A 21,972-nucleotide genomic window follows, 5' to 3' on the forward strand; every position below is an offset into this window, starting at 1 on the left:
GAATGTCATGACCGCTACCACCAATGAGGGCCGCACCGCGACGGCTGCCGCCTCCGGAGCATCGGCGACCGAGCGCTTCCGCACCGACAAGTCGCCGTACGACGCCGTGCGGGACGTGCCGAAGGAGCGGGTCGACATGCTCGCCCGCGAGGTGCTCGACTCCGTCTACGAGACCATCCGTCGCAACAAGGTGACCTACGACGAATACAACGCGCTGAAGGCATGGCTCATCCAGGTCGGCGAGGACGGCGAGTGGCCGCTCTTCCTCGACGTGTGGGTCGAGCACGTCGTCGAGGAGGTCGCGACCGAGCACCGCGAGGGCAACAAGGGCACGATCGAGGGCCCCTACTACGTGCCGAATTCCCCTGACGCCGTGGACAATACGATCCCGATGCGGGACGGGGAGTCGGGCACGCCGCTGACCTGGAACGGCACGATCACCTCCACCGACGGCACGCCGCTGCAGGGGAAGATCGAGCTCTGGCACGCCGACGCGGACGGCTTCTACAGCCAGTTTGCGCCCGGTCTGCCGGAGTGGAACCTGCGAGCCACCTTCCACGCAAACCCGCAGGGAGAGTTCGAGATTCACAGCATCCAACCCGCGCCCTACCAGATCCCGACCGACGGATCGTGCGGCAAGCTGATCGCGGCGGCCGGCTGGCACGCCTGGCGTCCCGCGCACCTGCACGTGAAGGTGTCGGCGCCGGGCCACGAGTTGCTGACCGCCCAGCTCTACTTCCCCGGTGACCCGCACAACGACGACGACATCGCCTCGGCGGTGAAGCCGGAGCTGGTGCTCGACCCGCAGGAGCAGCCGGACGGCAGCGTCGCGATCAACTACAGCTTCGTGCTGGACCCGGAGGCCTGATGCGCTTCGCGGTCCGGATGGACGTCGACCTCCCGCGCGACCTGGACCCTGCCGTCGTGCAGGACACGCTCGCGCGGGAGAAGGCGTATTCCCAACAGCTGCAACGCAATGGCGAGTGGGTGCACATCTGGCGCATCGTCGGTGCCTACTCCAACCTCAGCGTGTTCGAGGTGGAGTCGAACGACCGGCTGCATGAGATCCTGTGGAATCTCCCGCTGTTCCCCTACATGACGATCGAGGTCACGCCGCTCGCGGTGCATCCCTCGGACATCCACCCACCGCAATGACCCGGCCGACCGTCACGCTCACCGACCTCGGCGGCGGCAGCGGGGAGCCGGTGCTGGTGCTCGGGCCGTCGCTCGGCACGTCGGTGCGGCGGCTCTGGGGTGCGGCGGTTACCCGGCTCTCCGGTTTCCGGGTGCTCGGCTGGGACCTGCCGGGGCACGGCAGCAGTCCGGCTGCTCGCGAGCCGTTCACCGTGGGCGAGCTTGCCGCTGCGGTGCGGGCCGAGGTGCAGGCGGCGCTCGGTGAGGGAGCTGCGCCATACAGCTATGCCGGCGACTCCATCGGCGGAGCAGTCGGTCTGCAGCTGCTGGTCGATGCACCCGACCGATGCGACCGCGCCATGGTCTTCTGCGGCGCGGCGAAATTCGGCACTCCCGAGGGCTGGCACGACCGCGCTGCCACGGTCCGTGCCGAGGGTATGGCGCCGCTGGTCGCCTCCGGTCCCGCGCGCTGGTTCGGCTCGGCCGTTGTCGCTCGACCGACGGCGGACTCGCGCGCAGTGGTGCAGGAGCAGGCCGACGTCGACGCGGAGAGTTACGCCCTCGCCTGCGAGGCACTGGCCGCCTTCGACCTGACCGACCGGTTGCCGGAGATCGAGACACCCCTCCTCGTTGTGGCCGGATCCGACGACGTCGCCACGCCCCCGGACGGGTTGCGGGCGCTGAGTGAATCCGTCGCCCACGGCTCCTACGTGGAGCTGGCCGGCGTCGGGCATCTCGCGCCGTTGGAGGCGCCGAGCGAGTCCGCGCACGCGATCCTGGAGCACCGGCGTTCCGCTGCCGGCAGGAGTCGGCGCGCGTAGCCTCCAGGGAGGACGGAGGTCATACCCACGCCTGGGTGGGCCTCACCCTCGCCGCCGCCCTCCTCGTCGCCGTCGGCGTCGGCGCCGCGGCCTTGTCGGGCCGGGTCGGCGAGTGACCCCGGCGGAGCCCCGCGAAGAGAAAGCGAAACCCCGCCCGGCCGACCGGCCGAGCGGGGTTGCCCTACTGCGGTGGACCTCCGTAGAGAGTTTGAGAACCCCTGCCCGGCCTTGAAAACCGTGGCTTCTCGCAGGTCGCGGGGCGTCTACCGGCGGGACCGGCGGCCGCTGGAGCCTTCTGTAATGGACTCGCGGGGGCGGATGGTGCGCGCAGTTGGGATGACCCAAACCTTTCTGAGCCCGGCGCAGGTGGACGAGCTCGTATGCCTCTACGAGGCGGGCGCGACGCTGGTGGAGCTGGGTGAGCAGTTCGGCGTGCACCGCCGAACTGCTGCTGCACATCTGGTCCGCCGCTCGGTCCCGATCCGCAGGCGCGGTCTAAATGAGTCCCACCTCGCCGAAGCGGTCGAGCTGTATGCCGGAGGGCTGAGCCTGATGGAGGTCGGACTACGGTTCGGGGTCAGCCAGCAGACAGTCCGAAGCGCACTGGCCGTGGAGGGCGTCACGATCCGGCCGAGCGGACGCCGCACTCAGGTCAGCGCGTGATGTTCCGACCGGACGCGCACGGACGAAGCATGGTAGTCAGGACGCCTGCTAGCGAGGCCGGGTCAGTGAGCGGGCGCACGCCGCGATCGACCGCATAGACAGTCACGCCAGCGTCATCGAGGTCTGCCAGGACGTGCGGGGCCGCCGGGATCGTCCGCCCGAGACGGTCCAGCCGCGCGATCACCAGAGCGGAGAACTCGCCTGCTGCGGCGTCAGCGATCAGTCGGGTCAGCTCCGAGCGATCGCCGGCCCCGTCGCTATAGCTACAAGTGACATCAAGATCGAGGTCGCAGGCGAGCGCCAGGCAAGCGGTCTGGTGCTGCTCGTGCGCCTGGCGCGTGGGGCGGGCAACGTAGGTGTAGATGGCGGCGTTCATCGGACCGCCCCTGCGGTCATGGGCGCCTGGGACTGCGAGCTGTCACGGGTGGCCTGCCGCTTGCGGTGCCGGGCGATGGCTTCCTGGGTCCGGGCGCGAATCAGGAGGATGAGGCTGACCGGTCCCATGATGATGAACTTCAGCGCGTTCCACACCGCCCACAGCACGACCAGATGCAGCCAGCCTGGGGCACCGTCAGCGAGGGCGTTGGTGCAGATGCTCGCGATTAGCAGGTAGGGCACGGCGAGGAGCATCGCGGGGATGCCCCACTTCAAGTTGCGTCGGCGCCGGATCGCGTCGAGCAGCCGGTTGGTCGGCATGTAGCGGCGCAGGTAATAGCGGGTGTGGGCGCTGAACGCCCAGATCGGGCGGATCATGGCGGGCCTCTCGTCACACGTATCTCTCCGTCGAGGAGGCAGTACGTGTATGAGCGCCCAAGCTGGGCCGTCCCGAAGGACCCGCAATCGAGGAGAACCTGCCTCGGCCTCCACTGTACGCCGGAGCCCGGACAGACGTAACCCCTGTGCTACCTCATTCGCGGGAGTCCGACGCCGCGGGGAGGAAGTGATGCCGTGGGCCGGCTGGTGCGTGTGGCAGGGCGATGAGGTGGGTTCCTGAAACAGGCGTCTCTGCCTGTTGGAGGTGCAGGCCGATCATGTTGACGAGTGTCGCGGCGACGGCAGCGAGGTCTGCGGCCGAGCCGTGGAACGTGGGTACGGAGCATCCTCTGGTGGGGATTAGTTCGTCGCCTTCGGCTGCTTCCTCCCAGAGTGGGTGGTACAGCTCCAGCGCACCATCGGCCACTACCGAGCGTCCTGCCTGGTCGTCAAGCTCAGACGGTGTACCGGGGGCACCGGGCGCGCAGATGTTGGCGATACCGAGCGTTCCCGTCCTGGCGTCGGTGGCGACCTGGGCAATGAGTGCCGTGCGGTCTTCGCCGGCGAGGGTGTCGAGGTAGGTGGTGATGCTGTGGCTGACGGTGGCATCGATGATGAGGTCCGCGGACAGGGAGACGGCTGGATCGGGGACGCTTCCTTCTGCGACGGTGACGGTCAGGTCGTCGCGGATCGCGCGGAGGCGTGTGGCGAGGGCATCGGCCTTGGTCTGGCCGATGTCGGCTTCGGTGTAATTCTGTCGCACGAGCAGTCCGCCGGTGATGGTGCCGGGGTCGCAGACCGTGATGGTGCTGGCTCCGGCGCGTGCGATGAATTCGGCGAGCCATGAGCCGAGTCCGCCGCAGCCCCAGATGTGGACGGTCCATCCTTGGAAGCCGTTGACGGGACGGTTGTCGTCGCGCCGGGTTGTGACCTCTTGCCGTTCGTCGGACATGTTGCACCATTCGATGGGGATGTCGGCGTTGATGATCGCGGGGTCGAGGTTGACCGCGGTGCCGTGCTTCTTGGCGAGGCGCCGGAGGGCGTCGGCGGTAGTTGAGGGGAGGCGTCCGCCGAGAAGATGGTGCGGTCCGCCTGCGGGGTGCGGCACGGCGAGCACGAAGTACTGCTCGGTGCCGTCGGGGTTTCGTAGAGCGCTGGCGAGGAGTGAGGTGAGGAACGCGGGCGACTGCGGTGAGACCTCTGGTTGTCGTCCTTCGGCGCGGTGAAGGTGCGGGTCGTCCAGGAGCGTCAGGAACAGCGCGAAGGTGGATGCCGCGCCGAAGGGGAGGTCGCTCGCGAGGACAAAGACGGGCGTGCGGTGTCCGTCGCGGTCGGTCGAGTAGGTGAGGTCGTAGCGGTGCGGTGAGCGGGCGAGGAGCCGGGCGATCTGCTGCCGCTTCGGCGGCCCAGGTTCGCGGACGACGATGGTGGGGGTGTCGTCTGCGTGGTGGAGCACTCCTCCGACAGCGTGGTACATCGCGGTCGAGGGATCGAATGCTCCGCAGGCGGCATCGGTGAGCCAGTCCCACAGTCGGCTGAGAAATCCGGCCATTCCGGCGGACGGCCGCCACTCACGGGAGGGGTCGAGATAGATGCAGAGCCGCTGCCCTTGGAGGACGTGCGGGAAACCGAGGAAGCGGGTGTGGTCAACCTCCGCGCTCGGCGGCGAGAACAGCGAGGGGCGAATCTTGACGATGAACTCCTCGTCTTCTCCAAGTTCCAGCCCGCCGGGACGGTAAGGGATGTCGGCAGTGTGGAGCCGGAGTCGGAGGGTGGCGTCGCCGCCGGTACCAACCTGGGGCTGCTGAGCTATCCGCACGTCGCGGGGATGGTCCCTGGCGAGTGATCTCAACTCGTCAACAAGATGCTTCTGCCAGGCCGACAGCGTGGCCCGGTTGCCTCGGCTCATCCCGCGCGGCCAGACCGCCCCACGGTGGAGGCGGCCGCGGGAGCTGCCGCCGGGAACTTCGCGCTGCTAGACGAGGTAGCCGGAGCCTTGAAGCCGTCACCGAAGATGCCCTGCCACAGCTCGATGCTGCGCTCCTTGTCCTCCTCCTCGTGCGCCTCCTCGATTTCGGCGGCGTGGACACGAATGCGGTCCCGGAAGTAGCTGTAGGTGGACTGCTCCCACCGATGGTCGAAGGTGACCCCGGACCCCGACGGGTCTGGAATGGAGGGCTTGGTCGGGCGTGCCTGGAGCCAGGCGTCGAGGTCCTTGACGAGGTGCAGGAGAGTCGTGGGGACGTCGCTGTAGTAGCCGGGGTCGAGCAGCGTGCGCAGCTCGGTGACCTGCTCGCCGAGCAGTGTCGTCAGGAGAATGGACCGCGTGCCGGTGAAGGAGTTCTTGTGGTCGCGCAGGTACTTCATCAGTCGAATGACCTTGCGGAGGTTGCCCTTCGCGAGCGCGTCCTTGCTCTTCATCCAGTCCGTGAAGCCCTGGGGGTCGGTCAGCTCCCAGGCGTTGTCGTCGCGGTTGACGATGACTTCGCGACCATCGGCGAGGTTGAGGCGCGGCACGATGTCCAGGTGCATGGAGTTCGCGTAGACGAGTCGGACGCAACGGCACTTGCGTGAGTGCGGCATGTTGCCGTAGGTGCTGTGGCGGTGCAGAGCCGCGTAGACCTCCTCGATGTACTTCTTGGGATCATCGGACCAGTCAGCGTTCTCGCTCATATCGAGCATGAAGTCCGCGTCGAACTCGTTGCTGCCCACCGGGTTGATGATGGTCTTGTGCGCCCACGAGCCCTGGGGCGTCTTGCCGAGGATCAGGTGCCCGATCTGCTCGTCGGCCTTCAACGCCTTGTAAACCGCCTCGACGCGAGAGTCGAGCGAGTCGAGTTTCACCTGGCCGAGGTTAACGGTGTCCTCGAGCAGGACGTTGAAGTAGTCAGTGAGCTTCATCGGAGACCTCCGTGGTCGACGTGCTGGTCGGATCGCCGCGGCGTCGGTCTCCGATCAACGGTGTGTAGTCGGCCGCGCGATGATCTGCGAACCGCGCGGTATAGATGGGGCTGAGCTCGCGGCTCACGGACGCGGCGAGGCCGGCGACATCGCTCGGGTCTGCCGAGTCGAGTGCGTACAGTCCACCCGGCACGAGAGCATCGAACCTGGTGAAAGCGGCCTTGCCGATCAGATGCTCAGCGATGCCCTGTCCGCCACGGCTGCCGGCTGTGAGGATCAGTGGCGCGATCGGCTTCGCCCAATTGAACAGCCCGCCGCGGTCGAGGCGCTTGGGGTGGTTCGTGAGCTGGTCGATGGTGCCGACGTTGAGCACCCTGATCGAGGCGAGCGGTACGTCGAGCATGCTCACGGCCTCGGCGATCGCGACGACAGAGGGGTTGTTCGCCCACACTCCGCCGTCGATGAGGCGGTGTCCATCGACACGCGCGGCAGGAAAGTAGAGCGGTGCCGCCGAGGTCGCCATCGCGATGTCCACCATCGGGATGCGCCAGTCTCGGGCGAGCCGTGTGTGGTGCGGCGTCTTGAAGATGTGCACGGAGCCTCGTTGCACGTCCCACGCCGGGATGACCAACCGCTTCGCGCTATCTCCCAGCAGCCCCTCGCCGAGCACCTTCGTCAAGGCAGTGCGCAGCGCATCGCCGTCGTAGATGGGTGCAGTGAGTTGGCGAGGCCGCCGCCACAGGCGCCGGCGCACGGCCGGGAAGACCGCCCCGACCAGTTCTTCGTAGTGCCCCACGATCTCGCTCGGGGTGAGACCGGCACCCAACCCGAGCGCGACGATCCCACCCGCCGACGTCCCGGCGATCAAGTCGAACGAGTCCTTGATGCTCACGCCGAGGTCCTGTTCCAGCCGCGCCAGCACGTGAGCGGTGAACAGTGCCTTGGCTCCGCCGCCATCGAGGGCGAGAATCTGGAAGCGATCGACGGATGGGGGCCTTGGCTCGATCGTCGTGGATGGATGGTCCTGCCGCCCGGGCGCGTCGGCCTGCCCGGCGGGCATCTCGCCTCCGGGATCGGTCGAACTTGCAGGAACTACACCCATGTAACTATCCTACGGCGCCGCACCGACACCACCAAGGCGCGAGACGGAGCCGTACCGGTCGTACTCATGCCCTTGCTCGCCGAGCAGTCGGCTCCGCAGGAGCGGCTTGTTGGCTTGCCCCTCCTAGACATGCTTACGGAGCCAATCCCAAGCCTTCTGTGGGAGCCAGCCCGAGTAGCTGTCGCCCGAGATGTCAACGACGAGCACACTGTCGGAGTCGTCCAGCGCGGGCTTGAGTCGGTCGAAGGCTTGGCTCGGGCTGAGTGACGAGACGACGATCCAGGTTGAGTCGAGATAGTGCCACCAAGTGCCAAGCGCCTTGATCTTCTCGTAGAGATCATCGTACTTCTGTCCAGGTTGAGGTCATAACTGATGAGCAGTGCGCTCATGTTCTTCTCCTGACGTGTAATGGGTTAGGCCGGCGGCACCGAGGCATCGCCGGCCCACCGGCTACTTCTCGTTACGGACGCCCTTGTGCTGGTTGGGGCTGCCGTCGAGAATCCGGCCAGTGCCGGTGTCACGCTTGAACCATGTGGTGCCGCGCTTGAACTCGCTGCGGCTCTTCACGGCACCGACTCGGTGTCCTCGTCCGGTGTTCTTGGCCATCTCCTTCACCTCCGTCCCGACAGCCCAGGTCCGCCACCACGGGGGCTCTCACTGAGTAGTCGAGATAGGGCTGTGTGGAGTTAGCGTCAGGAACGGCAGTCCACGCAGAGGCCGTCGACAACGAGGTGTGGCTGGAACTGAAGGAAGCACTCGGTGCAGGTCAGTGCGCGCTTGGCATCTCGCTGACAGCGGCAGTCGCCGCAACGAGGACAGAACGGCTGGCCACAGTCCGAGCAGGGGTACCCTCGGCGCTCGAAACTGGTCCCGCAGCATGATCCTGTGAGCAGGGGGCGGGTGTCGAAGTCGCGTTGGAAGGGCGCATGAAACTGCTCGACCTCCCAAATGTCTCGATCGCAGAACACGGCCATGACGCGCTTGTCGTCCCCGATCGCGTCGACGTAGAAGTCTGCTTGCGTGCCCCAGGGGGTTCGCCAGGAAAGGCGCCGAGCCGCAGATGCTCCTGGTGCCAGGCCGAGTAGGGAGTGGCCTTCAGTGAGCTTCTGGTCACGCCAAGGGAAAGCGGTGGGCCAGCCTTGCTCGGGGTCGGGCTTGACGCTGGCGTGCGTAACGGTGCCGGTGTAGCGGTCGATGATGGCGATGGCCCCCAAGCCGGGCAGGTGCTTGGCGATAGCGATCGCACACACCGGCCGGCTGGCCTGGGAGGTGTTATAGAGGTCGACCAGGTGCTGCGCTCTGATCGGTCCGTTGGCGATGACCGCTGTTGCCGCAGACTCGGGCAAGAGCAATCGCTGGGCGATCCGGTCACAGACGGTTTCGAGAAGGCGGCCGGGCTCGTCCTGGTCGGCCATCCAGTCATAGATGTCCGGCGCCCTCTCGGCGAGCCAATGCCCAAGTTCGTGGGAGAGAGTAAAGTTCTCACGCCGACTCGCTGGCGTGGGCGCATACAGGATCACCCCGTCTTGGAGGAACGAGACGCCATCACATGCGCCACCGTCGTCACGGGAACTAGCTAGGTGTTCGACGGCTCTGACAGTCAGCTCAAGGTCGTCGCGGAGGACGCCAAATGGGTCCCCGGCGAAGCGGGCTCGAACGTCATCCGTCAGCAGGGACAGTGCCTGGTCAACACAACCTTCCAGGTTCATGCGGGTCTCACCCGCGGTCGGCTTGCTCGACAGAAGCGACAAGGGCGTCGAGCGAGCGCAACAGTTGCTCTGTGTCGGGCTCTCCTCGGTGTACGGTCGCAAGCATCCGGCTTTCGAGCGTCGCAGCAGCCACAGCACGTGACACTCGTCGGGCCTGTGACCAGCGCGTGACGAGGTGTTCAAACAGCGGATGCGCGCGTACAGCGCCTACGTGATCGGGCAGAGAAGCCGATGACGGTGCTGAGATCAGGTCGTCTACCGGTGCTCCGAAGATGTCAGCGATTGCCTGGACCACGGCGGGAGGTACGTCTGCCGCTGTACGAGTCTCCCACCTGAAAACGTCGCTCTTGTCGAACTGCCACCCTCGCTCATGCAAGCGTGCGGCAACGTCACTGACGCTCAGTCGCGCACGCTTTCTTACACGAGACAACGCGGCAGAGTCGAGACGGCATTCGCTGTCAGGGAGTAGACCCAGCATTGCTGCCACGGGGTCATCTTCAAGTGCTGGCGCGCCTTGGGCGGCGAGCCAGAGTGCATCCGCCGTCTCAACGATGCCATCAAGTTCTACGCGCTCTCGGTCGTTCAGCTCGACGTCACGCAGGATAAGTTCGCGCTCTTGGGGTCGTTCAAGCAGCTCTGCGACAAGTCTGTCGCGTTCGTCGTCATTCATTTCCCTTCCTCCTTTCTGTGCATTTCCTCTCGAAGGAGCGCTAGCGATCGTGTCGACATCTGGCTCACACGCGCCGGACTCACGTTCATTTCGGCTGCCACCTCAGATCGCGGCCGTCCCAACGCCGCGGTCTCCCACACCGCCTTTCGATGGCGTTCGTCCAATATCGCGAGACAGTCCCACGCATGACCAGCCCGTTCTTGTTGGTCGATGGCTTCCGCAATGTCTTCCGCGAGGTCGGAGTCATCGGCACGGTCATGGACGGCTTCGACGAACTCAGGCCCGGCGTGCCGTACCTCTGCTGATCTGATTCGATCCAGCGCCTTTCGCTTCGCCGCGGTCACGAGAGATGCTTCCCAGTTCCGCACATTCTCCGGCGGCGAAGCCATGATGGAGACGATCGCGTCCTGCACCGCGTCCTCCGCCTCAGAGGCGCGACCAGCCTCGCGCAGCACTGAGGCCGCAACCTTGTGCATAGCGTCTCGATGGCGGAGGTAGAGAGCACCGAGGTCTGGCGGCATGTCGGTCATCGCTGCCGCCTCGGCCCCTCGCCCCAGCGCCGGCACCAGCGAGGCTGTCTCATCATCGGCCTCGTCCTCCTCACCTCGTAGTCGGGATAGCGCCTGACGCAGTTAGGCCATTCTGATGGAGACCTGGACCGCCCTCCTGACAATTGTCTCGCTTGGAGTCAGTTCTGTGACGCATCTAGACGTGTCGGATCTTGCGTGCGACCCGGGAGGGGTGGCGTCGCAGGCGCCGGTTGGGGGCAGCGGGCTCGACAGGTCGTCGCTCGGCGGCGGTAGGGCGCTGCCGTGACGTGGAGAAGCTGATCGAGGACTACTACCAGCGCATCCAGATCACCCCCACCCACCGCGAAGCCCTCGCCGGGGTGCTGCACCACGCGTTCGACCAGCTCATGACCGCCGAGACCGACGAACTCGTCCGCCCCACCACCCGCCGCGACCGGCTCCAGCACGAACAAGAACGACTGCTCCAAGCCCACTACGCCGACGCAATCCCGCTGTCCCTGCTCAAACGCGAACAAGACCGCATCCTCGCCGAACTCGACAGCATCAACCGCCGCATCGACGCGCACCACGGCGAGTACGCCGACGCCCGCGCGCACCTGGACGACGCGCTCAACCTGCTGGAGAACTGCGCCGACATCTACACCCGGTGCGACGACGCCAACCGCCGCCTATGCAACCAAGCCTTCTTCACCAAGGTCCACATCGAAGAAGACGACAACCTGCGAGTCGAGAACAACCGGCCCTTCGAGATGCTGCTCGACCGCGAGGTCAACGCCAACGCCCTCAACTGGGCTCAGAACGCCGACAAGGCCCGGACCCAGCCCAATGATTCTTCGGGCAAGGGTTCGAGCCTTGTGCGCGGGGTGGAGCTGAGGGGATTCGAACCCCTGACCTTCTCATTGCGAACGAGACGCGCTACCAACTGCGCCACAGCCCCGTGGAGCGAGAGCTACCTTAACACCGCCGCGCCGGCCTGCTAAATCGGCGTCCTGCCACGCCGCCTCACCGGCCAGCTCCGCCGACCGACAGGCCCACATCCGTCTCGACAGGCACACGCCCGAGGCGGGTTTTGGTGTGCCGCTCGACGCGGATGTGGGCCTGTCGGTGCGAGGGGGTACTCGGTCAGCCCGCCCGGGTCAGCCTGCGCGGTAGACCGAGGGCAGCTCTTCCAGGTCCTGGTCGAGCGCCATCCCGTCGAAGGGCAGGTCCTCGTTGGCGACGTGCTCGTAGGAGGCCGCGGCGGGGGCCGGCTGGTCGGCGACCGTGGGCGCCGGCTGCGGCTCCGGGCGCTGCGGCGCCTTCTCCTTCATCGTGTAGGTCGGGCGCGGCACCGCCACCGGCTGCCATCCCTCGGCGGTCGCGTCCTGCGCGACCGGCTGCTGCGACGCCGGCTGGGCCTGCGCCGGGGCAGACGCAGCGGCCGCGGGTGCGGCCTGCGACGCCGCCGCGGGTGCTTCGGGTGCTTCGGGGGCCGTCGCCGCGGTCACGTCGAAGACGCTCTCCGCGCGAGCGGCGGGCTGCTCGGCGACGGGGCGCCGGACGGCCGGCTTCGCGGCCGGAGCCTTCACCGACGACTTGGCAGCCGACTTCGCGGCGGGCCGTTTGGCGGCCGGGGCCTTGGCCACCGGCGTGCGGACCGGGGTCGCCTCGACGTTGCGGGTCTGGCGGACGGCGCGACGCGGCGCACGCTTGGGCGCCATCGCCTGCCGGCGGGCGGCAGCAGCCTTGGCCGACTCGCGGCACCACCACAGCACCCCGCCCGAGAGGGCGAGCGCCAGCAGCGGCGACCACCACGGCAGCGCGCCGAACGGCGTGCAGATGATCGTGATCAACAAGATCGCGGCGCAGCCGATGAGGGCGCCGGCGCGCAGCTTCGGCGACCCGGCATGCGCGGCGAACGCGCCGAACCGCTGGGCACCGCGCAGCGACGACTGCGCGGCCGAGCTGACCTTGGCGGACGCGGCCGTCGCAGCCGTCGCGGCGGTCGCCGGGCTCGCGGACGCGGCGTGGTCGGTGGTGGGGCGCTTGGCTTCTCCGGTCATGACAGTTCCTGCTCGCAGTGACGGCCGCGGCTGCTTGACGCTCACCTGCGGTGCCGAGGGTCGGCTGGCGTGCGATGAATCTTCAGACTTGGCAATGCCTTCCGGCAACGGGTCGCGTCGCTCGAGCACCCGCATCGCCTCGGTGAACTCATCGACCGAGCGGGCGGTGGCGAGCGCCTCGCGGCGCCGGATCCAATGCTGCAGCAGGTAGGCACCCCAGATGACGACGATGGCCAGGAAGATGAGGCTGCTCGGCTGCTGCACGGACAGCACGTTAGGCGGAAATACGTTGCGATCCGTGGAGGTACGCGGTGTGTCGCCGGATCCACGGCCCTTCATGCTGTATGGCGGGGCTCGCGAGCACACGCGAATCCGCTGACGCCGCAGTCAAACTCCGCCGAATCTGTCCCGCAGCCGTTGCACCATCGAGCCGCCCCCGAGGTCTTCGGCGGTGACCGCGAACGTGCGATGGTCGTGCCATTCGCCGTTGATGTGCAGGTAGCGCTCGCGCAGCCCTTCGTCGCGCAGCCCGAGCTTGTCGACGACGCGCAGGCTCTTGGCGTTGTCGGGGCGGATGTTCACCTCGACCCGGTGCAGTTCGGCGGGCCCGAGGGCGTGGTCGATCAGCAGCGCGAGCGCGAACGGCGTGATCGACCGGCCGGCCCACTCCTCGCCGATCCAGTAGCCGGCGGCCCCGGACAGCAGTGCACCGCGCGAGATCCCGAAGAGGTGCATCTGCCCGGCGAGCCGGCCGTCGACCTCGACCGCGAAGGGCAGCAGCCGGCCCTCGACCGCCTCCCGATCCTGGAATCGGACCATCTGCGCGAAGGTCATCGAGCGCGCGGGGGCGCCGGGCGCGGTGGAGTCCCACGGCCGGGTCCAGGCGGCGTTGACCCCCCGCAGCGCGACGAACTCCCGGCGGTCGGCGCGCACCCGCAACGGCCGCAGCTTCACCTCCGCGCCGCGCCAGTGGCCGGCGACCGCGACCGGCCACACGCGCCCGCTAATGGTCGCCCCCGTCGAGCTGCGAAAGTGCGTGCGGCACCAGCGGTTCGAGCACCTCGAGGGCGTCGCGGACCCCGCCGGTCGAGCCCGGCAGGTTGACCACGAGCGTGCGGCCCGCCACCCCGGCGAGGCCGCGGGACAGCACCGCCGTCGGCACACCCTTCGCGGCGCCGGCCGCGCGCAGCGCCTCGGCGATGCCGGGCACCTGCCGATCGAGCAGCGGCTCGGTCTCCTCCGGTGTCCGGTCGGTCGGGCTGAGTCCGGTGCCGCCAGTGGTGAGCACGAGCCGGGCCCCGTCGCCGAGCGCGCGCCGGAGCGCGTCGCCGACGGGCGGACCGTCCGGCACGACGTCGCGACGCACGTCATACCCCCAGCCGCGCAGGGCCTCCTCCAGGATCGCGCCGGACCGGTCGTCATAGACGCCGGCGGACGCCCGGTTGGAGCAGGCGATCACGACAGCACGCGTCATTGCTCCACCCAATCACCAGAGCGGCCACCGGATTTCGCGGTCACCCGGATGTCGGTGATCCGCGCGTGCTTGTCGACCGCCTTGATCATGTCGACCAGCGCGAGCGCCGCGACGGACACGCTGGTCAGCGCCTCCATCTCGATGCCGGTGCGGTCGGCGGTGCGCACCTCCGCGGTGATGTCGACGCCGTCGTCGGCGACGACCAGGTCGACGTCGACGGCGTGCACGGCGACCGGGTGCGCGAGCGGCACCAGCTCGGGGGTGCGCTTGGCGGCCTGGATGCCGGCGATCCGGGCCACCGCGAGCGCGTCGCCCTTGGGCACGTCGCCGTCCCGCAGCGCCCGAACGGCGTTGTCCGACAACAACACCCGGCCCGCGGCGCGCGCGACGCGAGCGGTCACCGGTTTGCCGCTGACGTCGACCATGTGCGCGCTGCCGTCGTCGCGGACGTGGGTCAGGCGGGTGCGCTCTGGTCGGTCCGCGCTCATGCCAAACCTGCCAGGGGTATGACGGCAACGGTCTCCCCGACCGCGACCTCGGTGGTGTCGCCGGGCACGATCGCGAGCGCCTGCGACCCGGCGAGGCCACCGAGCACGTGCGAGCCCTGCTCCCCCACGGGGCGCACGACGCGGCCCTCGTCGTCATAGACGACCCGGGCAAACTGGGTGCGCCCCGGCGGCGACTGCCACCGCTCGCCCACCCGCGCGGTGCCGGTCGGCAGGGCGGGCGAACGCCCGGCCATCGTGCGGGCGGCGGGCGCGACGAAGATCAGGAACGACACCAGCGAGCTCACCGGGTTGCCCGGCAGCGCGAAAACCGGTGTGTCGCCGAGCATTCCGAAGCCCTGCGGCTTCCCAGGCTGCATCGACACCTTGACGAAATCGAAGTCGTCGTCACTGTCCTCGAAGGCCAGCTTCAGCGGCTCGAACGCCCCGGCGCTGACGCCGCCGGTGGTCACGATGAGGTCGGCGTCGGCGGCCAGCTCGGTGAGCACGGCACGCACCTCGTCACCGGTGTCGCCCACGCGGCGGGTCGCGGCGAGCTCGAAGCCGCCCTCGTGCACCAGTGCGGCGAGCATCGGGCCGTTGGAGTCGACGACCTGCCCGTGACCGGCCTCGCCACCGATCGGCACCAGCTCGTCGCCGGTGCTGACGATCGCGATGCGCGGCCGCCGGATCGCCGAAATGCGTTGCACCCCGGCCGAAGCCAGCACCGGCACGTGCCGCGGGTGCAGCAGGGTGCCAGCGGGCAGCACCTCGTCACCGGCGACGACGTCCTCCCCCGCATGCCGCACCGCGGCACCCTCCGGCAGCGCTGCCCGGATCGCGACCTGCTCGGTGCCGGCGTCGGTGAGTTCGACCTGCACGACGGTGTCGGCGCCGTCCGGCACCGGTGCGCCGGTCATGATGCGCCACGCGGTGCCCGGCTCCAGCCGGAGCGAGCGCGTGTCGCCGGCCGGGATGTCACCGGCCACCGGCAGCGTGACCGGTGATCGCTCGGAGGCAGCCGCGATGTCCGCGGCCCGCACGGCATACCCGTCCATCGCGGAGTTGGTGAAGCCGGGCAGCGGCACGGCGCTGCGCACGGGGGTCGCGATCACCCGGCCCAGCAACGCGACCGGGTCGGTGACCGCGACCTCCTCGGCGGGCAGCCGGGGCACCGCGTCGACCAGCCGCTGCTGATATTGCTCGTAGGTCAACACAAGGCAGCAGCGTAGGTGCTGCCTTCGTCAGTGACCGAGGTGTTCCTGATGCTCACCGGAGCGCCCGTGCGCCTCGTCGGACTCGGCCCACTCCATCAGCCACGCGCGGAAGTCGGTGCCGATGTCGCGGTGCCGCACCGCGAGCCGCACCATGGCCTTGAGGTAGTCGAGCCGGTCGCCGGTGTCGTAGCGCCGGCCACGGAAGATCACCCCGGTCACGCCGCCGCCGGGCTTGTCGGGCTGCTGCGCCATCTCCAGCAGCGCGTCGGTGAGCTGGATCTCGCCGCCACGACCGGGCTTGGTGTGCCGCAGCACCTCGAAGATCTCCGGCGCCAGCACGTAGCGGCCGATGACCGCGAGGTTGCTCGGCGCCTCGCCGATCGCCGGCTTCTCGACCATCGAATCCACGCGCACCACGTCCTCCGGCGCGCCCGGCAACTGCGAGACCGCCGCGCAGCCGTAGAGGTGGATCTGGTCCTCGGGGACCTCCATGAGAGCGACGACCGAGCCGCCATACTCCTGCTGCGCGTCGATCATGGTGTCCAGCAACGGATCCCGCTCGTCGATCAGGTCGTCGCCGAGCAGCACCGCGAAGGGTTCGTCGCCGACGTGCGTCTCGGCGCACAGCACCGCGTGCCCGAGACCGAGCGGCTCTCCCTGCCGGATGAAGTGGACGTTGCCGAGGTTGGCCGACTTCTGCACCCGCTTGAGGCGCATCTGGTCGCCCTTCTTCTCCAGCGCCTGCTCCAGCTCCCAGTGCCGGTCGAAGTGGTCCTCGAGCGCGGCCTTGTTGCGGCCGGTGACGGTGAGCACGTCGTTGATGCCGGCCCGGGCAGCTTCCTCCACGACATACTGGATCGCCGGCTTGTCGACGACCGGCAGCATCTCCTTGGGGATCGCCTTGGTGGAGGGCAGGAAACGGGTGCCGAGCCCCGCGGCCGGGATCACGGCCTTCCGGACGCGCTGATGGGAGGTCATGGGGGCACAGGCTAGGCCACCGACCCATTCGCCGGTTGTGCAGCGGTGAACAATGAGCCCATGGCCCGTGAACTTCCGCCGGACAAGGCGGCCGCGCGCCGGATGATCCGGGCGGAGCGGCGGCAGCGGCGGGCCACCGCCACCGACGACGTATGGCGCGAGCTCGCGGCCGCCCTGGCCGCGCACTTCGACCGGTGGCTCGCCGGCCGGGCCGCCCCGGGCACGGTCGCGATCTACGAGTCGCTCCCCACCGAGCCGCCGACGGGCGCGCTCGCCGAGACCTTGCGGGCGCAGGGCATCCGGCTGCTCGTGCCGGAGCTGCTGGCCGACAAGGACCTGACCTGGCGTGCGGGCCCGTTGGGCGCGGACCTCGGCCGGGACGCGATCGCGCAGGCCGACGTCGTCGTCGTCCCCGCGCTCGCGATCGGCCGCGACGGCACCCGCCTCGGGCAGGGCGGCGGCAGCTACGACCGGGTGCTGCCACGCGTGACCCCCGGCATACCCGTTGTCGCGGTGGTGTTCGACGGCGAACTGGTGACGGCCGTGCCGAGCGAGCCGCATGACCGTCGCGTCGACGCCGTCCTCACCCCGTCGGACGGTGTTCGCGACGTGCAATCCGCCCTGAAATACTGACGTCCCGTCATCACACCACCGCGAAGGAGACCTGCGTGGCCGCCTCCGCAACCGAGAGCTTCACCCCGCACGACCTGGCCGGCGTGCTGCTCGTCGCCGCCCTGGTGCTGCTCGCCTCGATCGCGGCGGTGCGCTTCGCCAACAAGTCCGGCCTGCCGACCCTGGTGATCTATCTGGGCTTCGGTCTGCTGATGGGCGAGGCCGGGCTCGGCATCGACTTCGAAAACTCCGAGCTCACCCAGGTGCTCGGCTACTCCGCGCTCGTGCTGATCCTCGCCGAAGGTGGCCTCTCCACCCACTGGTCGAGCATCCGGTCGGCGGTCGCGCCCGCCGCGATCCTCTCCACGGTGGGCGTGCTCGTGTCGGTCGCGGTCGTCGGCGTCTTCGTGCACCTGCTGCTCGGGCGGGCCTGGACGATCGCCTTCCTGCTCGGCGCGATCGTGACCTCCACCGACGCCGCCGCCGTCTTCTCGGTGCTGCGGCGGGTGCCGCTGCCCGCGCGGATCACCGGCGTGCTCGAGGCGGAGTCCGGCTTCAACGACGCCCCCGTCGTACTCCTCGTGATCGCCCTCGCCGACGCCGCCACCCCCGGCAAGTCGCCCGGCCCCTGGTGGTTCATCGCGTTGGAGGCCGCGGCCGAACTCGTCGGCGGCGCCCTCATCGGCATCGCGCTCGGCTGGCTGTTCGGGCGGCTGCTCAAGCTCGGCGCGGGCAGCTCGTCCGGTCTGTTCTCGATCGGCGTCGTCGCCGTCACGGTCCTCGCGTATGCCGCAGCGACCCTCCTGCACACCAGCGGATTCATCGCCACCTACCTCGCCGGGCTCGTCCTCGGCAACCTGCACCTGCCGCACCATCAGGCGGTGCGCGGCTTCAGCCAGGCGCTCGGCTGGCTCGCCCAGATCGGGCTGTTCGTGCTGCTCGGCCTGCTCGCGTCGCCCGACCGGCTCGGCGCGCAGATCGTGCCGGCGATCGTGGTCGGGCTGGTGCTGCTGCTGATCGCCCGGCCCGCGTCGGTGCTGGCCAGCCTGCCGTGGTTCGGCTTCAGCTGGCGCGAGCAGGCATTCCTGTCGTGGGCCGGTCTGCGCGGCGCCGTGCCCGTCGTGCTGGCCACCGTGCCGCTGACCGTCGGCACCCCGCACACCGAGTGGATCTTCGACCTGGTCTTCGTGCTCGTGCTGGTCTTCACGCTGGTGCAGGCCTTCCCGATGCCCTGGATCGCGCGGCGGCTCGGGGTAGTCGAGCAGGCGCACATGGTCGACCTGGACGTCGAGGCGACGCCGCTCGAGGAGCTCGACGCCGACGTGCTGCAACTGCACGTCGGCGACACCTCCCGGCTGCACGGCGTCGAGGTGCAGGAGCTGCGGCTGCCGGCGGGCGCCAACGTCACGCTCGTGGTGCGCGACGGGCAGGGCTTCGTGCCGAGGAGGCGCACCGTCATACAGCGTGGGGATCAGCTGCTGCTGGTGACCACGCTCGCATCGCGGGGCGACGCGATCCGGCGGGTGCGGTCGGTGTCGCGGGACGGCCGCATGGCGGGCTGGGCGACGCCACTGCGTCCGGACACCGAGTGATCGCGCCGTACAATCGCCTCGTGCCGACCTATTCCTACGCCTGCAAGGACTGCGGGCACGCGTTCGACATCAACCAGTCCTTCAGCGACGACTCGCTGACCGTGTGCCCCGAGTGCGGCGGTCAGCTGCGCAAGAAGTTCGGCTCGGTGGGTGTGGTGTTCAAGGGCTCGGGCTTCTACAAGACCGACTCGCGTGATTCTGGCAGCAAGTCCGGGGCGTCGTCGGGCTCGTCGACCACCGAGAAGTCGGGTGACGGCGCGAAGGCGAGCGACTCCGGCAGCACGAGTGACGGCGGCTCGTCCGCCAGGTCGGACTCGTCGTCGTCTTCTTCGTCGTCCTCATCGTCGTCGTCCTCGACGAAGACCGAGTCGAAGCCCGCCGCCAAGTCCGCCTGATCCTCCCCTTCTCCTTCGGCTTCCCCTTCTCCTTCCCCACCGCCGGCTCCACCGCTACATCCACATCCCGGCGACGCCGCGGAGTTCGTCCACCGCCCGCAGTTCACGCGGCCGCTGTGACGCCGTGCCTGGTTAGTCTCGCGGGCATGGATCACACGCCACGGAGTGCTCGCCCATGACCGGACCCCGCGCAGACATCGGCGTCATCGGCGGCTCCGGCTTCTACTCGTTCTTCGACTCCCCCGAGCGGGTGGCCGTCGACACGCCGTTTGGGGCGCCCAGCGACGACATCGTGATCGGCGACGTCGACGGCCGGCGCGTGGCGTTTCTCGCCCGGCACGGCCAGGGGCACCGCTACCCGCCGCACCTGGTCAACTACCGCGCCAATCTCTGGGCGTTGCGCTCGCTCGGCGTGCGGCAGGTGCTCGCGCCGTGCGCGGTCGGTTCGCTGCGGGCCGAGAACGGTCCCGGGACCCTCGTCATACCCGATCAGGTCGTCGATCGCACCTCCGGGCGCGCGGGCACGGTGTATGACGAGGTCGGTCCCGTCGTCCACGTGTCGTTCGCCGATCCCTATTGCCCGCAAGGGCGTTCGGCGCTGTCCGCGGCCGCGAGCCGTGGCATGGACCGGTCCGTCGACGGCGGCACCCTCGTGGTCGTCGGCGGACCTCGCTTCTCCTCCCGCGCGGAGTCGCAGTGGCATCAGGCGGCCGGGTGGTCGGTCGTCGGGATGACCGGTATGCCCGAGGCGTCGGTCGCGCGCGAGCTCGCGATGTGCTTCAGCACCGCCTGCCTGGTCACCGACCACGACGCGGGCGTCGAGGGTGGCGAGTCGGTGACGCACGAGGAGGTGCTGCGGGTCTTCGCCCGCAACATCGAAGGCCTGAAGGCGGTCCTGCGCGACGCGATCGGCCGGCTGCCCGACCCGGAACCCGACGACACCGCGACCTGCTCGTGCCGCCGGGTGCTCGACGGTCAGGACCTGCCGTTCCGGTTGCCATGAGGTCGTCATGAGAGCCCGCACTCGCTCGCCGCGGTCCGGCCGCAGCCTCGAGCGACTGCTGCCCGACACCTGGCAGGGCCCGAGCCGGCAGGCCCGCTGGCGGCGGTCACGGGCCCGGCGGGTGCTGGCCGGGTTGCTGCTGGCGGTCACGGTGGTGTGCGTGGTCGGCGCGGTCCGGCCCGGCGACCCGCCGACCCGAGAGGTCAGCGTGGCGACGCACGACCTGGCCGCCGGGCATCGGCTGACGGCATCCGACGTGCGGCAGGTGCGATGGCCCGCCGCTGCGGCACTGCCGGGAGCGGTGACCTCCTCGGCGGCACCGGGTCGGGTGCTCGTGGCGCCGATCGGCGCGGGCGAGGCGATCACCGCGAGCCGGGTGAGGCCGGCCCGGGCCTGGACGAACGTGCCGGCGGGCCACGTCGTGGTCAGCGTGCCCGCGGAGCGCGCCGGGCTCGCCGGGGTGTTGCAGGCCGGCGATCGGGTCGACGTGATCGACACCGCCAAGGGCACGCCGGTCGCCGACGCCGCCCTCGTGCTCGCCGCGGTGCAACCTCCGACCGCCGACGGCACGATGAGCGACCGCTCGGCTCAGGTGCTGCTCGCCATGTCCGCGGGCGAGGCCCGGGCGATGAGCGCCGCCCAGGGCGCCGGATCGGCCGGCGTCGGCGGCGGCATACAGCTCGCACTGCATCCGAACGGCTGAATTTCGGACTAGTCAGGTGGCTGGTGTGACCCCTGTGTCGCCTGTGATTCCGCGCTTTCCGGCCCGTCGGGTGGCGTTGCCTTAGCACATTCGTGACACATTCGCCTGCGTTTCGGAGTTCAACCAGGCTCCAAACTCCGCTACTGTGCCGACGACCGTGACCCTCACAAAGTAAGGACTCACCCACCATGAAGGGCTTCAAGCAGTTCCTCATGCAGGGCAATCTCATCGAGCTTGCCGTTGCGTTCGTCATTGGCGCCGCGTTCGCCACCCTGGTCAAGGACTTCGTGTCGGCCATCGTGACGCCGGTCCTCAACGCGTTCAGCAGCGGCTCTGGCTCGCAGGGCCTGGGCTTCAAGCTCAAGTCCGGCCAGGCCAACACGTTCATCGACCTCTCCGCGATCATCAACTCGGTGATCGTCTTCGTGCTGACCGCGCTGGTTGTCTACCTGCTGTTCGTGCTGCCCTACAAGAAGTACCAGGCGATGCGCGGCAAGGACGCCTTCGCCGAGGGCCCCTCGCAGACCGACCTGCTGGTCGAGATCCGCGACGAGCTGCGCGCTCGCCGCTGACCCGGCCGCCCAAGCAACATCGAGGGGGTGGGACCGTCCGGTCCCACCCCTTCGCGCTGCCCGCCAGCACCCGCGCACCCCGCACACCCCGCGCCAACCGCGCATCTCGTAAGCACCCGTGACGCCAGCCGCACCCTCCCTTACGAGACGCCCAACCCTGCGCATCCCGTAAGCACCCGTGGCGCCACCAGCACCTTCCCTTACGAGACGCCCAACCCTGCGCATCCCGTAAGCACCCGTGGCGCCACCAGCACCTTCCCTTACGAGACGCCCCACCCCGCGCATCCCGTAAGCAACCGTGACGCCAGCCGCACCCTCCCTTACGAGACCGCGGGTGGATCACTCCCAGTGCGGCGGGCGCTGCTCGCGCCACCAGCGGTCGATCGGGTCGTCCGGCTGGCCGTCGGCCGCGGCACCCCGACCCGTCCGGCGTTGCTCGTCCGGCTGCGGGCGGTCGTCGTCGCTGGAGGTCACCGGCACCTCGATCGCCGGGGCTCCCCCGGTCGCCGGGCGGGTCGCCCGCCGGGGCCGCCGGCGCGGCGGCTTCTCGTCGGGCCGTTCGTCCGGCTGCGCATCCGGCCGCTCATCCGGCCCGTCGGCCCGATCGCTCACCGGG

27 protein-coding genes and 1 tRNA gene are annotated in these 21,972 nt (G+C 69.2%); 10 read left to right on the forward strand and 18 right to left on the reverse strand.

Going from position 1 to position 21,972, the window contains the following annotated elements; genetic code table 11:
* Positions 1–7 precede the first annotated feature (7 nt).
* The 4 genes from catA (at position 8) to HJ588_RS00375 (ending at position 2,618) form a co-directional block, all read left to right on the forward strand.
* The gene (gene catA, locus HJ588_RS00360; RefSeq protein WP_171150894.1) at positions 8–868 is read left to right on the forward strand and encodes a catechol 1,2-dioxygenase; all 861 of its coding nucleotides are present in this window, start codon (positions 8–10) and stop codon (positions 866–868) included.
* Positions 868–1,155 carry a muconolactone Delta-isomerase gene (catC, locus tag HJ588_RS00365; protein WP_212755224.1) on the forward strand — a complete coding sequence of 96 codons (288 nt, stop codon included), beginning with the start codon at positions 868–870 and terminating at the stop codon, positions 1,153–1,155. The genes catA and catC overlap by 1 nt, the downstream gene beginning before the upstream one ends.
* Positions 1,152–1,955, forward strand: a complete 804-nt coding sequence (locus tag HJ588_RS00370) for an alpha/beta fold hydrolase (protein WP_171150896.1) — start codon at positions 1,152–1,154, stop codon at positions 1,953–1,955. The genes catC and HJ588_RS00370 overlap by 4 nt, the downstream gene beginning before the upstream one ends.
* Positions 1,956–2,291: 336 nt before the next feature.
* The gene (locus tag HJ588_RS00375; RefSeq protein WP_171150898.1) at positions 2,292–2,618 is read left to right on the forward strand and encodes a helix-turn-helix domain-containing protein; all 327 of its coding nucleotides are present in this window, start codon (positions 2,292–2,294) and stop codon (positions 2,616–2,618) included.
* On the opposite strand, the gene HJ588_RS00380 is transcribed toward HJ588_RS00375, so the two are convergent.
* The 17 genes from HJ588_RS00380 to galU all read right to left on the reverse strand — a co-directional run bounded on the left by HJ588_RS00380 (position 2,608) and on the right by galU (position 16,479).
* Positions 2,608–2,994, reverse strand: coding sequence for a recombinase family protein (locus tag HJ588_RS00380; protein ID WP_171150900.1), 387 nt, complete (start codon positions 2,992–2,994; stop codon positions 2,608–2,610). The two genes, HJ588_RS00375 and HJ588_RS00380, sit on opposite strands and share 11 nt — an antisense overlap.
* The gene (locus tag HJ588_RS00385) at positions 2,991–3,371 is read right to left on the reverse strand and encodes a sulfate permease (protein ID WP_171150903.1); all 381 of its coding nucleotides are present in this window, start codon (positions 3,369–3,371) and stop codon (positions 2,991–2,993) included. The genes HJ588_RS00380 and HJ588_RS00385 overlap by 4 nt, the downstream gene beginning before the upstream one ends.
* A gap of 154 nt (positions 3,372–3,525) precedes the next feature.
* Entirely contained in the window at positions 3,526–5,280 is a 1,755-nt protein-coding gene (locus HJ588_RS00390) for a ThiF family adenylyltransferase (RefSeq protein WP_171150905.1), read from the reverse strand.
* Positions 5,277–6,272, reverse strand: coding sequence for an SMODS domain-containing nucleotidyltransferase (locus tag HJ588_RS00395; RefSeq protein WP_171150907.1), 996 nt, complete (start codon positions 6,270–6,272; stop codon positions 5,277–5,279). Before HJ588_RS00395 ends, HJ588_RS00390 begins: the two co-directional genes overlap by 4 nt.
* Complete coding sequence (locus HJ588_RS00400) at positions 6,259–7,332, reverse strand: CBASS cGAMP-activated phospholipase (protein WP_246241729.1); 1,074 nt, start codon at positions 7,330–7,332, stop codon at positions 6,259–6,261. Before HJ588_RS00400 ends, HJ588_RS00395 begins: the two co-directional genes overlap by 14 nt.
* A gap of 492 nt (positions 7,333–7,824) precedes the next feature.
* On the reverse strand, positions 7,825–7,980 hold the full coding sequence (locus HJ588_RS00405) for a hypothetical protein (protein ID WP_171150911.1): 156 nt from the start codon (positions 7,978–7,980) through the stop codon (positions 7,825–7,827).
* Between the two features lie 86 nt (positions 7,981–8,066).
* Positions 8,067–9,083 carry an ImmA/IrrE family metallo-endopeptidase gene (locus HJ588_RS00410; protein ID WP_171150913.1) on the reverse strand — a complete coding sequence of 339 codons (1,017 nt, stop codon included), beginning with the start codon at positions 9,081–9,083 and terminating at the stop codon, positions 8,067–8,069.
* A 7-nt stretch (positions 9,084–9,090) separates the two neighbouring features.
* On the reverse strand, positions 9,091–9,753 hold the full coding sequence (locus HJ588_RS00415) for a helix-turn-helix domain-containing protein (RefSeq protein ID WP_171150915.1): 663 nt from the start codon (positions 9,751–9,753) through the stop codon (positions 9,091–9,093).
* A complete protein-coding gene (locus tag HJ588_RS00420) occupies positions 9,750–10,283 on the reverse strand; it encodes a sigma-70 family RNA polymerase sigma factor (protein WP_212755226.1) in 534 nt (177 codons plus the stop codon). Before HJ588_RS00420 ends, HJ588_RS00415 begins: the two co-directional genes overlap by 4 nt.
* A 158-nt stretch (positions 10,284–10,441) precedes the next feature.
* Positions 10,442–10,879, reverse strand: coding sequence for a hypothetical protein (locus HJ588_RS00425; RefSeq protein ID WP_171150918.1), 438 nt, complete (start codon positions 10,877–10,879; stop codon positions 10,442–10,444).
* A 268-nt stretch (positions 10,880–11,147) separates the two neighbouring features.
* Positions 11,148–11,220: transfer RNA gene (locus tag HJ588_RS00430), tRNA-Ala, on the reverse strand.
* A gap of 199 nt (positions 11,221–11,419) precedes the next feature.
* Positions 11,420–12,589: a hypothetical protein gene (locus HJ588_RS00435; protein ID WP_171150920.1), complete on the reverse strand. Its 1,170-nt coding sequence runs from the start codon at positions 12,587–12,589 to the stop codon at positions 11,420–11,422.
* 123 nt (positions 12,590–12,712) lie between these two features.
* The gene (locus HJ588_RS00440; protein ID WP_343036529.1) at positions 12,713–13,321 is read right to left on the reverse strand and encodes a GNAT family N-acetyltransferase; all 609 of its coding nucleotides are present in this window, start codon (positions 13,319–13,321) and stop codon (positions 12,713–12,715) included.
* A gap of 7 nt (positions 13,322–13,328) precedes the next feature.
* Complete coding sequence (locus HJ588_RS00445; RefSeq protein WP_171150921.1) at positions 13,329–13,799, reverse strand: MogA/MoaB family molybdenum cofactor biosynthesis protein; 471 nt, start codon at positions 13,797–13,799, stop codon at positions 13,329–13,331.
* The gene (moaC, locus tag HJ588_RS00450; protein WP_171150923.1) at positions 13,796–14,287 is read right to left on the reverse strand and encodes a cyclic pyranopterin monophosphate synthase MoaC; all 492 of its coding nucleotides are present in this window, start codon (positions 14,285–14,287) and stop codon (positions 13,796–13,798) included. Before moaC ends, HJ588_RS00445 begins: the two co-directional genes overlap by 4 nt.
* Positions 14,284–15,501 carry a molybdenum cofactor synthesis domain-containing protein gene (locus HJ588_RS00455; protein WP_171150926.1) on the reverse strand — a complete coding sequence of 406 codons (1,218 nt, stop codon included), beginning with the start codon at positions 15,499–15,501 and terminating at the stop codon, positions 14,284–14,286. The genes moaC and HJ588_RS00455 overlap by 4 nt, the downstream gene beginning before the upstream one ends.
* Before the next feature lie 27 nt (positions 15,502–15,528).
* Entirely contained in the window at positions 15,529–16,479 is a 951-nt protein-coding gene (gene galU, locus HJ588_RS00460) for a UTP--glucose-1-phosphate uridylyltransferase GalU (protein WP_171150927.1), read from the reverse strand.
* 60 nt (positions 16,480–16,539) lie between these two features.
* Between galU and HJ588_RS00465 the strand changes: the two genes are divergently transcribed.
* The 6 genes from HJ588_RS00465 to HJ588_RS00490 all read left to right on the forward strand — a co-directional run bounded on the left by HJ588_RS00465 (position 16,540) and on the right by HJ588_RS00490 (position 21,356).
* Complete coding sequence (locus tag HJ588_RS00465) at positions 16,540–17,112, forward strand: 5-formyltetrahydrofolate cyclo-ligase (RefSeq protein ID WP_212755227.1); 573 nt, start codon at positions 16,540–16,542, stop codon at positions 17,110–17,112.
* Between the two features lie 35 nt (positions 17,113–17,147).
* A complete protein-coding gene (locus HJ588_RS00470) occupies positions 17,148–18,683 on the forward strand; it encodes a potassium/proton antiporter (protein ID WP_171150929.1) in 1,536 nt (511 codons plus the stop codon).
* A 20-nt stretch (positions 18,684–18,703) separates the two neighbouring features.
* On the forward strand, positions 18,704–19,078 hold the full coding sequence (locus HJ588_RS00475; protein ID WP_171150931.1) for an FmdB family zinc ribbon protein: 375 nt from the start codon (positions 18,704–18,706) through the stop codon (positions 19,076–19,078).
* A 175-nt stretch (positions 19,079–19,253) separates the two neighbouring features.
* Positions 19,254–20,081: an S-methyl-5'-thioadenosine phosphorylase gene (locus HJ588_RS00480; RefSeq protein WP_171150933.1), complete on the forward strand. Its 828-nt coding sequence runs from the start codon at positions 19,254–19,256 to the stop codon at positions 20,079–20,081.
* Positions 20,082–20,088: 7 nt separating this feature from the next.
* Complete coding sequence (locus HJ588_RS00485; RefSeq protein ID WP_171150935.1) at positions 20,089–20,784, forward strand: SAF domain-containing protein; 696 nt, start codon at positions 20,089–20,091, stop codon at positions 20,782–20,784.
* Between the two features lie 188 nt (positions 20,785–20,972).
* Positions 20,973–21,356 (forward strand): MscL family protein, encoded by a 384-nt coding sequence (locus HJ588_RS00490; protein WP_171150937.1) that lies wholly within the window; start codon positions 20,973–20,975, stop codon positions 21,354–21,356.
* A gap of 339 nt (positions 21,357–21,695) precedes the next feature.
* Here HJ588_RS00490 and HJ588_RS00495 read toward each other — a convergent pair whose 3' ends face one another.
* Complete coding sequence (locus HJ588_RS00495) at positions 21,696–21,968, reverse strand: hypothetical protein (RefSeq protein WP_171150938.1); 273 nt, start codon at positions 21,966–21,968, stop codon at positions 21,696–21,698.
* Positions 21,969–21,972 lie beyond the last annotated feature (4 nt).

Origin of the sequence: Flexivirga aerilata (assembly GCF_013002715.1) — a bacterium.
Taxonomy (GTDB): domain Bacteria; phylum Actinomycetota; class Actinomycetes; order Actinomycetales; family Dermatophilaceae; genus Flexivirga; species Flexivirga aerilata.